Source organism: Chryseobacterium sp. PET-29 (assembly GCF_025736815.1).
In the GTDB taxonomy this organism is placed as follows: domain Bacteria; phylum Bacteroidota; class Bacteroidia; order Flavobacteriales; family Weeksellaceae; genus Chryseobacterium; species Chryseobacterium nepalense.
This window is the reverse complement of record NZ_CP107053.1, coordinates 3,755,040-3,769,098: the sequence shown is the minus strand read 5'-3', so window position 1 is coordinate 3,769,098 and position 14,059 is coordinate 3,755,040. Positions and strand designations below refer to the sequence as shown.

Annotated in this window: 8 protein-coding genes; 2 read left to right on the top strand and 6 right to left on the bottom strand. The window is 36.2% G+C overall.

The window, feature by feature from the left end; all coding sequences use genetic code 11:
- Positions 1 to 6 precede the first annotated feature (6 nt).
- The 3 genes from ODE14_RS17130 to ODE14_RS17120 all read right to left on the bottom strand — a co-directional run bounded on the left by ODE14_RS17130 (position 7) and on the right by ODE14_RS17120 (position 8,100).
- Positions 7 to 3,039 (bottom strand): SusC/RagA family TonB-linked outer membrane protein, encoded by a 3,033-nt coding sequence (locus ODE14_RS17130; RefSeq protein WP_263602281.1) that lies wholly within the window; start codon positions 3,037 to 3,039, stop codon positions 7 to 9.
- A gap of 414 nt (positions 3,040 to 3,453) precedes the next feature.
- On the bottom strand, positions 3,454 to 5,103 hold the full coding sequence (locus ODE14_RS17125; RefSeq protein ID WP_263602280.1) for a SusD/RagB family nutrient-binding outer membrane lipoprotein: 1,650 nt from the start codon (positions 5,101 to 5,103) through the stop codon (positions 3,454 to 3,456).
- 9 nt (positions 5,104 to 5,112) lie between these two features.
- Complete coding sequence (locus ODE14_RS17120) at positions 5,113 to 8,100, bottom strand: SusC/RagA family TonB-linked outer membrane protein (RefSeq protein WP_263602279.1); 2,988 nt, start codon at positions 8,098 to 8,100, stop codon at positions 5,113 to 5,115.
- 121 nt (positions 8,101 to 8,221) lie between these two features.
- On the opposite strand from ODE14_RS17120, the gene ODE14_RS17115 reads away from it, so the two are divergent.
- Positions 8,222 to 8,827 carry a ribonuclease HII gene (locus tag ODE14_RS17115; RefSeq protein WP_248394915.1) on the top strand — a complete coding sequence of 202 codons (606 nt, stop codon included), beginning with the start codon at positions 8,222 to 8,224 and terminating at the stop codon, positions 8,825 to 8,827.
- Between the two features lie 51 nt (positions 8,828 to 8,878).
- On the opposite strand, the gene yidC is transcribed toward ODE14_RS17115, so the two are convergent.
- Both yidC and ODE14_RS17105 read right to left on the bottom strand, forming a co-directional pair.
- Entirely contained in the window at positions 8,879 to 10,678 is a 1,800-nt protein-coding gene (gene yidC, locus ODE14_RS17110) for a membrane protein insertase YidC (protein WP_263602278.1), read from the bottom strand.
- A 245-nt stretch (positions 10,679 to 10,923) separates the two neighbouring features.
- Entirely contained in the window at positions 10,924 to 12,531 is a 1,608-nt protein-coding gene (locus ODE14_RS17105; RefSeq protein WP_263602277.1) for a CTP synthase, read from the bottom strand.
- Between the two features lie 94 nt (positions 12,532 to 12,625).
- On the opposite strand from ODE14_RS17105, the gene ODE14_RS17100 reads away from it, so the two are divergent.
- On the top strand, positions 12,626 to 13,054 hold the full coding sequence (locus ODE14_RS17100; RefSeq protein WP_248394918.1) for a hypothetical protein: 429 nt from the start codon (positions 12,626 to 12,628) through the stop codon (positions 13,052 to 13,054).
- A gap of 54 nt (positions 13,055 to 13,108) precedes the next feature.
- Here the strand turns inward: ODE14_RS17100 and ODE14_RS17095 are convergent, their stop codons facing one another.
- A complete protein-coding gene (locus ODE14_RS17095) occupies positions 13,109 to 13,678 on the bottom strand; it encodes a YceI family protein (RefSeq protein WP_263602276.1) in 570 nt (189 codons plus the stop codon).
- Positions 13,679 to 14,059 lie beyond the last annotated feature (381 nt).

Here is a 14,059-nt window from a genome sequence, read left to right as displayed (position 1 = left end):
ACATTTTTAGAAATTGATTTTTACATTGAATGAGAAGTTTCTTGTTGTAGGCATAACTCCGGACTGATATCCCTGAAGGTTACCTGAAGACAATCCCGCTTCCGGATCAGCATACGGTAAGTTTTTATGGATAATCCAAAGATTACTTCCTATAATACTAAATGACATTCCCTGTATAAATTTAGAGCCTAACGCTTCTTTTGATAAATTATAAGTGATGGATGCTTCTCTCAGCTTCACATAACTTGCATCATATACAAATGCTGCAGCCGGAGGATCTGTATTCAAAACCTGGCTTGATAAAGACTTATCTAATCTTACATTATTCGCGATGTACTGTCCGGGATTATTAGGATCCGGAATAACTCCTGCCAGGATTACACCTCCACCATTGGCCAATGTATTTCTTACAGGATTTCCCAAATCATTCAGCCCTACTGAATCAGGATACAAACCTGTTCCATATCCGTAAGACTGGTCAAGTGAAAATACGTTTCCACCTTCTTTTACATCAATCAGGAAGCTTAAAGAAAGATTTTTGTAATTAAGTGTATTTCTCAATCCTCCGAACCATTTTGCCTGATAGCTTCCCAGATCATTATTGGTAGTAGTTGTTTTCAGGTAGGCACCGGTATCAGGATCAATTATTTTCTGGCCATCCGGAGCATAGATAAAATCCGAGCCGTAAATCGTTCCATATAGTCCTCCCAGAGGTGCGTTCAAGGTAACTCCCCCTTGTGAAGTATTGGTCTGCAATGCCAGATTATCCACACCATTTTTCAATTCTGTAACGGTAGTTTTCGGATTAGACCAGTTTGCAACCAAATTCCATGAGAAATCCTGAGATTTGATTGGTGTCACACGCAATGAAAGCTCGAAAGCTTCAGTTCTTAAATTACCGATATTCTGTTTCTGCAATGTAGTTCCGGATGCATAAGAAACAAGCACATTGGAAATCAGATTTTCAGAGTCATTTTTATACCAGGTGGCATCAAATCCGATCCTGTTTTTCAGGAAGGAAGTTTCAAGACCGAACTCCATACTCTTTAACTTTTCCGCTACCAAATCCGGATTTTTCAAGACGCCGTTAAACTGATAAATAGGCTGACTTCCGAAAGGTGATCCTGCCAGGTAAGTATCAATTAACTGATTGGCATCTGTATCATTTCCAACGATGGCATAGTTGGCACGAGCTTTCGCAAAGCTAAGCCATGGCGCTTTAATTAAATTTGAAAGCACCACACTTCCCGAAACAGATGGATACCAGTATACATTATTGCCTTTTGACAAAGCTGTTGTCTGATCTCTTCTTACGGTTCCTTCAATATAATATGTATTTTTAAAGCCTAAACTCGCTTGTGCAAATATTCCTACCACCTGCTTACTTGTATCACTGGTTTGATTGAGCGGTCTTTCTTTTGAATTCGATATATCAAAGTAATTCGGCACACTCAGTCCTCCAACGGTGGTATGTACGTCAGAGTACGCCGCATTATAGCGGATGTTTGTACCTACAACTCCATTTAGATTTAAATCATCCGTAAGATCTTTTTTATATGTTCCGATGAAATCGTAGTTTCTTTCTGAAAATCTGTAGTTTCCTAAGTTATATCCGGAAGGCTGTGCCGTATTAATGTTAAGTCCGAAAATATTAGGTACGGAACCATTAGATTTTCTTTCTTCCGTAGTCATACTATAGCTATCATTGCTTAATCTTACTAAGAAGTTCAGCTCATCTGAGACGTCATAGCTTAAAGAAACATTTCCGCTGAATCTATCCCTGTTATCAGTCTGATAATTTTTGTAACGCTGGAAGTAAAGGTTATCCCAGTATTGAGGTGCAAGATTGGTAGGACTCGTAATATTCCAGGTATAGTTCTGCTCTGCAATATTGTATAAATCCTGCTGCTGTTTAATATCAACATTAGTAGGCCACCATTGTCTGAAACCGCTCATTACGTTCCCATTGTACCCGGTATCATTTCTACCTTTTGTTCTCTGTGTAATATAGTTGGCGTATAATGAAGCCGTTAATTTATCTGAAATTTTGTAAGAAGCATTACCTCCGAAACTATTTTTTATTAATGAACTGTTTGGCAGTATGTCCGTAGCATCAAGATTGGTGTAGTTGATTCTGTACGTTGATACATCGTTTGCCCCGCTTAAGGAAACACTGTTTGTAAAGTTCGTACCGTTTTTAAAGAAAGACAAAGGACCATTTTTGGCCATCGTCCAAGGTGTGGCTTTTCCATAATTAGGAGAACCCGGGATGAATGAATCATACTGATATACTAACAGATTGGGATCATATTTTGGTCCGTAAGATGCATCACTACCAAACCCTGCAAGCAGGCCACCATTATAACTTCCCCATTCGTCTTCTCCAAAATATCCTTGTCCATATTCAGTCTGATATTCCGGGAAAGTTTTTTTATCAATAGAAGAAATGGTAATAGAGCTTGAATATTCTACACCAATTCCTTTTTGATTTTTCTTACCCTTTTTAGTGGTGATGATAATCGCTCCGTTTGCTGCCCGTGAGCCATACAGAGCTGCTGCTGCTGCTCCTTTCAGCACGTTAATGGTTTCAATATCATTCGGGTTAATATCTGACGCTGCATTTCCGTAATCGACACCATATCGGCCGGTAGTCTGGCTTGATGTATTGATATTGTTATTGATGATCGGAACACCGTCAACAACAAAAAGCGGCTGGTTGGTTCCTGAAAAAGATTTAAAACCTCTTAAAACTACGTTAATGGAACCTCCAAAGTTGGTACTTTGTTTGATATCCATACCAGCAACCTGGCCAGATAAGTTATTTAAAAAATTGGGGGTTGGATTTTTGTTGACATCGTCACCTTTGACTTCCTGGGTAGCGTAACCCAAAGATTTTTTTTCTCTTTTGATTCCCAGTGCGGTTACCACCACACCTTCGATGTCTTGCGTTTTAACTGTATCACTCTTTGGCTGTACCTGTGCTATAGCGAAAGACGATGACAGTACGGATGCAAGTACACCCATTGTTAGTTTCTTCATATCTAATTAAATTTTGCTAAACAAAGTTTAAAAACTTTCTTAAAATGGCAAAAGAAAATTGATGAAAATTAACATTTTTTTATAAATAATCAATTATACAGTATAAATAATTATAAATATTTGTTAATTAATTCATTTTTAACAAAAACTAATTAAATCATCGTATTAAAATTTACATAAATACCAATTTTTTGTAATTGTTATTTTCTATATCGATTTATTGTAAAAAAAATATCCATAACAAGTGATAAACAACAGGTTACAAGTAAATATATCACCATTAAGAGAATGGAAGAATAATTAAATGCAATGTATCGCATATAAATTATTTTATAAATTTTCCGAATTTTAACATTTTGAGCCAAAAAAAAGCCGCTGTGAACAGCGGCTTTTAAGGTTAACAAATAAACGGATTTAGTTTTGATTCCAGAAAGGAGTAAACTGATTTTTCACAAAAACCTGTGCACTTGAAATATTTGGAACATTCGCTGAATTTGCAGCATATTCAGAGTTTGGATAAACCAATCTGTAAGGTTTATTAGGAAATTGTGCTGTTGTAGCCATTGGCGTAAACGGATAACCTGTACGATTGTATTCAATAAACATTTCTGTTGGGTTAATATTCGTTAATGCAATCCACTTCTGTGTCATGATAGCTTCAATCTTTTGTGTGTCTGAGCCTGTCCATCCCAGTCCTGGCCGTGCATTAGCAGCAGTAACATAGCTGGAAATCTGTGTAGCATTAGCTCCCAACCAGGCACCATTTGCAGTTATAGCTGTAGCAAATTTGGCAGATGCATTAATTGCACTAAAAATTGTGGGCCATCTCAATGCCGCCTCTGCCTGTAGTAAATTACTTTCAGCTCTGGAAAAAAGAACGCCACCTCTTGAATTGTTAGCTGCAATTACATCACCCCAAGTCGAAATGGCAGTTGCACCAGAAAAATTACCTGTGCCTAATTTCGAAGTATTCACATTGTTAACAGGTACTCCAGGCTGACCAGGAACGTTTCCTTGTCTTACACCTTTTAATCCTGTGAATGGATTACCACCTGCATCAACAGAAGTCACATTGGTAAACAATCTTGATCTTCTGGGATCCTTAAGTCCTGTAAACTTACTATAATTGCTGTCGTTTAATATTACATTTCCTTCTAATGAATTAGCCATATGCTCAGAAACAACTACCACGGCATAATTTGATACTTGCTGACCTGAAGCGTTTCTAGCCCAGTTTAAGATAAAAGGATTCATTTTGTCATCACTTGCTGAAGAATATCCCGGATTAACCGTTACTTCCTCATCTATGAATGTAGCATTGGATAAACTCTGCAGTTTTGTATTTCTATACGTTGCCAGATCACCGGTAACTTTAGACATTCTAATCAACAGTCTCAGCTTAATTGTATTTGAAAGTGCTTTCCACTTATCCATATCACCACTAAAGACAACATCAGAAGATGGTTCTAAAGGATGAAAATCCGTTGAGCTTTGAGCGTTATCAATTAAAGTATTGGCTTCTTCCAGTTTAGATATTAAGCTTTTATAGATATCTGTGTCATTATCATATTTAGGAGTAGTATTCTGCTGGCCCAAGAAAGCTTCACTGTAAGGAGCATCTCCATACAGGTCAACAATATACTGCATATAATATGCTTTCATAATTTTAGCAATGGCAATATAATAATCCTGCTCATGATTTGAATTCTTAAACCTTTCCATCTGATCGAAGTTGGCAATTCTGGGATATAACCCTTCCCAAATTCCTCTGTAAAAAGTATTGTCTACACTGGATAAACTGAATTCTCTCGAATAAGGGCCTGCAATTGTATATGAATTACCAGCCCAGCTGTTCATCATAAGATTACCAAACTGCATCATAGTCCCGGCCTGTGTTCTGTAAGCAGTAGTAATTGCCCCCGGAAGCATCAGCTCCGGAGTGATTTCTTCTGCCTGTATTGCATTTGGATTGTCATTCACATCCAAATACTCATTACTACAAGATACAGCACTTAAGCTTAAAGTTGCAGCTAAAATTGTTATTAAGAATTTATTGTTTTTCATTTTTGTCAATTAAAAAGTTACATTAAAGTTAAAACCAAAAGTTCTCATGCTAGGATACTGGCCAGTAACAGCAATCCCTGCAGCATTACCTGTAGTATTAGCCGTTTCCGGATCGTTAAAGTTTCTGTTATCCTTAGCATAGATGAAGAATGGGTTTCTCGCATACACCCCTATCGTTAACGAATTAACAAAAGTGTTTCGTAAAATAGATTTCGGCAAATCATAGCTTAAAGCGATTTCTCTTACTTTTAAAGCAGTACCATCTACTACAAATTCTTCACCGACAGATGTATAAGCAGCAGTTGTAAAATAATTCATTACTCCGAAGTAGCTTGGATCATTTCCTACCGGCGTAGTATTGGCAACATATTGCCCGTTTACCAACTGTACGGAATTTGGAATTACATACCCCTGAGACCTGTCAAAATCAGCAGTTTTTTCCAATGAACCCGTAGTACCTAAACTTGTTTTTGCCAGTGATACAAAACTGTTTCCTGTTCTGTAATCCGCAGTTGCGCTCAAAGTAATTCCTTTGAATTTAAATGATGTATTAAATCCTAAGATATAATCCGGATTTACTTTACCCAAAACTTCAAAATTTGTTGTAGACAAAGGATTTCCGTTTGCATTTACGATGATATTTCCATTAGGATCTCTCTGATATCTGGTTCCCTTAATTACAGGAAAGTTTTCACCTTTAACAGCAAATATCCCAACATTGGTAGTCGTAGAATTATACAAAGCTACTTCATCCGCACCATCTGCTAATGATAAGATTTCCGTATCATATGTTGAGTAAGAACCTCTTACTTTCCATTCAAAATCTTTGGTTTTAAACGGAGTAAAGCCAAGATCTATTTCATATCCCTGGTTTCTGCTATTCCCGATATTATCCTGGAAATTGGTAATACCAGAAGCTGAAGAAGTAGTAATAGTTGTAATAAAGTTCTTGTTATCATTTCTGAACACAGAAGCATCAACGGTAATTCTGTCTCTGAAGAATCCTAACTGTAAAGATGCCTCTTTTGAATAATAGAATTCCGGTTCAATATCCTGTGCAAAAATTGTAGTTGTTGGCAAATAAGATGAAAGCGAGCCAAACGGATATCCTACAGGAAATGCTCCCACTCTGTCTAACCCGTATAAACTAATTGTAGAACTGTTACCTACTCTACTGTAGTTTAAACTTACTTTCGCATAATTAAGCACATCGCCTTTAATACTTGCAAATGCTTTGGTAGGAACAAATGAAGCACCGAAAGAATAATACGGATACCCTTTATTACTGAATGGCAGCTGAACCCCCTCAACAGTTACAGGGTTTACACTCGTCAAAGAACTTTTTTCATATCTGAATGTAGAGTTGAAAAATAAGAAATCTTTATAATCCAAATCTAAATTGGCAAACCACGCAAATGATCTTTGTCTGGTCTCGTTATTATTAAGATTATAAAACTGATCCGGCTGCAATACGTTATTGATATGATACCATCCCGGAATTTTTAAGTTCTCACCACCAACCTGAGCAGTTGAACTTGAAGCATCCTGAATATTGTGTCCTACATTGAATTTCAAACCTAGATCATCCGTTAAACGATAATCAAAATTCGCCATTAAGTCACCGTAATATCTAAAGCTTGAAGCAACGGTTTTATAATAATTGGATACAATTGGATCTAGCCCGTAATCTACAGGTGAGGTTCCGTCAATAGGAGTGTTTGTACCATCATATACTCTGTCGAAAGCAAAAGCATTCAAATGACTCTCCTCAACACTTGATCCTGAAACAGCCGTTCCGGAATATGTAAATGAGATATGATCATTCAGCTTATACTCCAGATTGATCAATCCGGTAAACGTTCTGTCTTTAATATCGCTTCTATCATTATCGATAGTCCAATAAGGATTAACAGTATAAATACTGTAACTGGCATCCGGAAGAGAATATCTGAATTGTCTTATATCAACATTTGTAGGAGTCTGTAGTAATTGTCCGTATAAGCTGGAATTAGTATTAGAAATTCTTCTGTCCAAATAATTAACGTTTCCGTCAATTCTAAATTTACCTAATTGCTTTCCTGCTTTAAAGATAAAGTTATTTCTTTTCAGATTATCTCTATCTACAACGAAATCATTTTCAGCTCTGTTTACAGACAAGAAAACATAAGAGTCTGATCCGCCTGCTGTTACAGACAATCCGTTTTGTATTAAAACTCCCGTTTTAAAAAAATTGGATATTCCGTCTTTTTTATAATCAAATGTTTCTCTAAACCATGAATTGTCAGCCTGAGGCATACCTACAAGCAATGACTGCCCGCCTAAAACAGTTGAATAAGACGGTCCCCAGTTTGTATTTTCATAAGGCGTCCAGTTGGCGCCGCCATAATCCGTGGTATCAAAAGTGTCGCCAGGATATCCCTGTCCATAAATTTTTTGTCTGATCGGCAGTTTAAAAACACTTGAAAAGTCTATGGAACTGGTAAGATTAAATTGTAATTTTTCAGATTTGGTTCCTCTTTTCGTTGTCACTACAATAACACCATTACTTCCTCTTTCACCATATAACGCAGCTCCCTGCATTCCTTTGATAATGTTCATGTTATCAATAATTTCAGGCGGTATATTTTGTAGAATGTCTAGCGTAGATATTACTCCGTCAATAACAACCAATGCCTGATTGTTTCCGGAAATGGATCTTGGACCTCTCAAGACTACTCTCGTAGAGGAATTTACTGAATTATTCGTGGTGTTAATTTGTAACCCGGAAACCTTACCTGCTAAAGACTGAACAGCGTTAGGGTTATTAGCCTGCGTAATTTCAGCATTATTTACCACCTGATTGGTAGAAGTAATTGCATCTTGTCTTTTTTTCAGACCTAAAGCTCCTGTAACAACAACCTCACGAATATCCTGAGTTTTTAGAGAATCCTGAGCACTCAGCATCGCAAACGACGATGTAAGAACTACAGCTAAAACACTCGTAGTTAATTTCTTCATATTTAATTTGATTATTCTTTTTTGTTCGTGCAAATATGAAAAACTTTCTAAAGGCAGCCAAGTGTTTTGTTAAAAAATATTTAAATTTGCTTAGTTCTATGATTTTAGTTCTATAAATAATATGGATTTACTTAAAAAATGGTCGGTTTTTTACGTTGAAGCAGGATGCGATGAGGTAGGCCGGGGCTGTTTAAGTGGTCCGGTGGTAGCAGCAGCAGTTATTTTGGATGAAAATTTTAATCAAAACATGGTGAATGATTCCAAGAAACTGAATTTTAAGACAAGAATGGATCTCGATCAGTATATAAAAGACAATGTGAAAGATTATGCGATTGCTGAACTTCCTGCCGGATTTATAGATGAACATAACATTCTTAATGCAAGCATCCATGCAATGCATCAGGCTTTGGATAAGCTTAGTATACGCCCCGAACTTATTCTGGTAGACGGAAACCGCTTTCACCCATACAATTTTATTCCCCATCAATGTATTGTAAAAGGCGATTCGAAGGTTTTATCTATTGCCGCGGCTTCTATTTTAGCGAAAAATTACAGAGATAAATTAATGATTGAACTTCATGATGAGCATCCTGAATATGGATGGAATACAAATTTCGGCTATGCAACGAAAAAACATCAGCAGGCATTAGTAGAATTTGGACCAACAAAGTATCACAGAAGATCATTTCGTTTGGATTACAGCATTCAAGATGAGTGTCTTGATTAAGTTATTAATAAAAAAAGAGAAGCAAATGCTTCTCTTTTTAGTTTTATTGAATTATTTCTTTTTATTTTTTTGCTGCTCCTGATATTTTTGCTGTTCCTGAGCCTTTTCCATCATTTCTCTCATTCGTTTCTGAAACTTTCCTTCAGTTTTTGGCTTTTCTTTATTAGCCTGAATCTGCGCATGAATTTTTTTCTCATCCAGGATGACATATTTAATCACAAGGATAATTAAGATATTAATGGCATTTGATACAAAATAATACCATGAAAGACCGGATGCAGAAGTGTTCAGGAAGAATAAGAATGTAACCGGGAAAATATACATTAATACTTTCATATTCGGCATTCCTTCCTGTTGAGGCTGCTGCATATTTCCTGAAGTCATAATGGTATAAATTAAAATCACAATGGTACATGCAATCGCAAAAATACTCAGGTGATCTCCCAGGAAAGGAACTTTAAACGGCAATTTAATCAAATCATCATACGCCGTTAAGTCTTTTGCGAACCAGAACCCCTGCCCTCTCAAATCAATAAAATTCGGGAAGAAACGGAATAACGCGTAGAAAATAGGAATCTGCACCAAGGCCGGCAAACATCCCGCCATCTGGTTAACTCCGGCTTTACGGTAAACTTCCATTGTGGCCTGCTGTTTTTTCATTGGGTCGGCATCTTTCAGTTTTGCATTCACCTCATCGATTTCAGGACGAATTACTCTCATCATGGCACTCAGCTTGTGCTGTTTGTACATGATTGGAGACAAGATCAGTTTAACAATAATCGTCATCAGGAAGATTACCCAACCTGCTGTAATTCCCCAGTCGGCAATGATATTGTACATCGGAATGAAGAAATAACGGTTCATTGCACCAATGAAAGACCAGCCTAGAGGAAGAATTTCGTCAAAATTTTTATCGTAAGATTTCAATAAAGGTAAATCCAGCGGCATAAAATACCATGTGAAATCCTGGTTCAGCTCATTTCCCGTCATCTGTACAAAACCTTCATAATTCAGTTTTTTCAGATATTCTCCTTCTTCAATCGTTTCCTGGTTTCCCTTACTTTGGGTAAATCCTGTTTTAGATTCAATTACAGAAGCAAAGAACTGCTGTTTTACCCCGATCCAATTCAGGGTTTCCTTATCTTCTTCCATCGTCGTCCTTCCGTCATAATCATAATTTTTATAATTATTAAAGGCGTAGGAGAATTCCGAGTGAGACTGTTCCTGAGCTCTACCCTTTTCAAGGTTTCTTACATTGTAATCCCAGATAAAATCAGCTTTGTTATCCGAAGTAATTTTTGCAAGCCCCTGTGTTCTTACTTTAAAATCAAGCGTATATTTCGGAAGTAAAGTATAAATAAACTGAATAACAGCACCATTATAATTTGCCGTCATCGTTACCGCATTTCCATTAACTGTAGGAGAAAATACAAGATCTTTTGTATTGATTACTTTTCCTGTTTTATCTTTAAACTGAAAACCGTAATTCGAATTATTTTTTGTGATTAAATAAAGCGGAAGATCTGCCTTATCTGTTTTATGATCGTATGCTTTATACTCTGCAAGCTCCACTTTCGAAACCTGTCCTCCAAGACTGTTGAATTCTACCTTCAGTTCTTTGTTGGAAAGATTGGCTGTCTGAATAGCATTCGGAGTTACATTAGGATTGATATTTTTTGCCTGAGATGGTTTTACGGCATTTTTTACCTGCTCGGTTTTTTGTTGTTCAGCCTTTATCTGTTCTTCCTTGGATTGTTTATTCTGAAAATAAAACATAAATCCGAAAAGCACCAAACATAAAACCGCAAAACTGATAATCTGACTTTTATCGAGTCCGTTGTTCTGTTGCATTTTATTTTAATTAAATTTTTACATGTTTAAATTTAATGTATATCAAACTGATTTACATTTTTTCGAGTCGACAAAAATACTGTTTTTTTATCAAACCTCTATACAATACTGTGTTACTATATAATAAACTCAGGCTGAGAATAATCAGTCTGAGTTTATTATAAAGACGTTTTCAGTAATAAATTACTTTATAAAACTATAAACCTTCAAGGTTTTCAAAATCTTGAAGGTTTCTCATATCTTAATTATTTCGATGTACAAGCTTTAATGAAAGCCCTGAATAATGGGTGCGGTGTTGCAACCGTACTCTTATATTCCGGGTGATACTGTACGCCTACATAGAAAGGATGGCCCGGCATTTCAAGCGCCTCAACCAATCCCGTTTCAGGATTTGTACCTGTAGCCAGGAAGCCGTTCTTTTCAAATTCACCGATATAGTCACTGTTGAACTCGTATCTGTGACGATGTCTTTCTGTGATGTTTTTAGCTCCGTAGATGTCATTTAACTTAGAACCGTTTTTCAAAGAACATTTCCATGCCCCTAGACGCATAGTTCCACCTTTATCTACTACATTTTTCTGTTCCTCCATTAATGAAATCACAGGATGTTCGGTAGAAGTATCGAACTCCATGGAGTTGGCTTTTGTATAACCTAAAACATTTCTGGCAAATTCAACGGTCATAATCTGCATTCCCAGACATATCCCCAGCATCGGAACTTTATTTTCTCGTGCATACTGAGCGGTAAGAACCTTTCCTTCGATCCCCCTGTCACCGAAGCCCGGCGCAATAAGAATCCCGGAAACACCGGCTAAAGTTTCTTTAATGTTTTCGGCCGTTAAATCTCCGCTGTATACCCATCTTATTTTAACTTCCGTTTCAAGATCTGCCCCTGCGTGTTTAAAAGCTTCCGCAATGGAAATATAAGAATCCTGAAGAGATACATATTTTCCAACCAAAGCAATTTCCACTGATTTTTTAGGATTCTGGAATTTTTTCAGGAACGATTTCCAATCTTTCAGGTCCGCTTCTTTATCACTTTTAAGATCCAGTTCTTTGAGAACTACATCGTCAAAATTCTGTTTCTGAAGATACATCGGAACTTCATAGATTGTTTCCAGATCTTTACACTCAATTACATTATCCAAAGGGACATTACAGAACTGAGCCAGTTTTGCTCTCTGGTCTTTCGGGATTTTATGTTCGGTACGGCAAACCAGAACATCTGCCATAATTCCGCTTTCCATTAACTGACGAACAGAATGCTGCGAAGGTTTTGTTTTTAATTCTCCGCTGGAAGCAAGATATGGTAACAATGTTAAATGAATTACCATTGAATTATTCTCACCAAGCTCCCATTTTAGCTGACGAACCGTTTCAATATAAGGTAAAGATTCTATATCTCCCACAGTTCCTCCGATTTCTGTAATGATGATATCGTAGTTCTGTTTGGATAAAATTTTAATTCTTCGCTTAATTTCGTTGGTGATATGAGGGATTACCTGAACTGTTTTTCCAAGAAAATCTCCTTTTCTTTCCTTTTCAATGACTGTCTGATAAATTTTGCCGGTAGTAACATTGTTGTTTTGAGAAGTAGGAGCATCAAGATAACGCTCGTAATGACCTAAATCCAGATCCGTCTCCGCACCATCTTCGGTTACATAACATTCTCCATGTTCATAAGGATTCAATGTTCCCGGGTCGATATTGATATAAGGATCAAGCTTTTGAATGGTTACGTTGAAGCCACGTGATTTTAGCAGAAGTCCCAGAGAAGCAGAAACGATTCCCTTTCCCAAAGATGAAGTTACACCTCCTGTCACAAAGATGTACTTTGTATTCTTTTTACTCATTAGATTAGGTTTGTGCAAAGTTATGGGAAAAAGAAATACAAAGCAATTTTGTATTAAAATTTGATTGTGTATTTTAGAGAAGATAAAATTTACAATGGAAATTATCAATCAATTAGTTTATCTGAAATATATTGAACTGGTAAATGAAAATGGGTTGTTACTAAAATTCGACAATTTGCCATTTTGGAAAAATAATCGGTTTAATATTTATTTTACAGAGCGTCATCATGATTATTACGAATGTATATATATTCATTTTAAAGAAAATGTCCTAAACTATCATATGATTTTTAAAAGCCTGATTGGGGAACAACTGTACATCGAAATTTCAAATCAGCTTCTTAATGTTTGGTATGCTGAATATTTTGACCATATTGAAGATAGAAATACGGTAGACCATCTCGAAGAAATTGAAGTTTCAAATGTTAAGTTTGAAAAAATGGAGAAAACTGCTCAGGACTGGAAAAATGAATACATCGATTTAGAGAGCACTTATCTTGATCTGCTCGCAGGAAATAAATAAAAAAGGTTTCCAGAAACTGAAAACCTTTTTCTAAATCAAATTTATATATGAAAATTATTGCTTCACCATTTCAAAATATAAGTTCACGTCAACGTCTTTTGCAACACCGGCTCCCGTAGGATCATATTTGATGTTGTAATCCAAACGGTTTACTTTAAATGAAGCCTGGAAACCCATCACTTCTTTACCCTGCTGGTTTTTGGTAACCCCACCGAATGTAACAGGAACGCTTATTTCTTTGGTAACATCTTTTATCGTTAATTTTCCTTTAACCACATAAGAATTGTTTTTTTCTTTAACAACTGAACTTGTTACAAAAGTCATGGCAGGAAATTTTTCTGCATCAAAGAAATCGGCACTTTTCAGGTGGTTATCTCTCATCTCCACGCCGGTGTTGATTGAGCTTACATTTACATTGAAGCTCAGTTCCGCATTATCAAGGGTATTTCCTTTAGTAACTGCCTTACCGTCAAACTTATCAAACCTCCCCTGCACAAAGCTGATTCCCATATGCTTAATATTAAAATTAACAGAAGAATGCATCGGATCTACCTGCCACCCTGTCTGCGCAAAGCCTACCATGCTTAAAAGCGCAAATACAAAAGTTAAAAATACCTTTTTCATTGGATTTATTTTTTAGATTAAAATTATGATACAAAAGTAAGTCCGTTCTTGTAATTTAGCATTGATCTATGTTAGTTTTTTGATTTGGATAAAATTATTTTAGAATAAATTAGATGAACCAAATACATAATAAATAGAACGATAAATGAAATTACATACATGAAAATTTTCAGGAGATTTTCACTAGTGGAGTCTGAAAAATAAATAAAAGGATTATTTCCTGAAATTACTAAAAACAACAAATAAATAATTTCAAACAACATTGCAATCCGAAGAATTGAATAATAATGTTTTCGGAAAATAATCACCGTTAGCAAACCAATTGCAGTAATAACAGAACAAAAAATAAGAATAAATATTGAGTACATACCATAATCTCCT

Excerpts from the sequence above, each read along its gene's own strand:
- ODE14_RS17100 (WP_248394918.1), top strand. The coding sequence starts at position 12,626 with ATGGAAATTATCAATCAATTAGTTTATCTGAAATATATTGAACTGGTA.
- ODE14_RS17115 (WP_248394915.1), top strand. The coding sequence starts at position 8,222 with ATGGATTTACTTAAAAAATGGTCGGTTTTTTACGTTGAAGCAGGATGC.
- ODE14_RS17130 (WP_263602281.1), bottom strand. The coding sequence starts at position 3,039 with ATGAAGAAACTAACAATGGGTGTACTTGCATCCGTACTGTCATCGTCT.
- ODE14_RS17120 (WP_263602279.1), bottom strand. The coding sequence starts at position 8,100 with ATGAAGAAATTAACTACGAGTGTTTTAGCTGTAGTTCTTACATCGTCG.
- yidC (WP_263602278.1), bottom strand. The coding sequence starts at position 10,678 with ATGCAACAGAACAACGGACTCGATAAAAGTCAGATTATCAGTTTTGCG.
- ODE14_RS17125 (WP_263602280.1), bottom strand. The coding sequence starts at position 5,103 with ATGAAAAACAATAAATTCTTAATAACAATTTTAGCTGCAACTTTAAGC.
- ODE14_RS17105 (WP_263602277.1), bottom strand. The coding sequence starts at position 12,531 with ATGAGTAAAAAGAATACAAAGTACATCTTTGTGACAGGAGGTGTAACT.
- ODE14_RS17095 (WP_263602276.1), bottom strand. The coding sequence starts at position 13,678 with ATGAAAAAGGTATTTTTAACTTTTGTATTTGCGCTTTTAAGCATGGTA.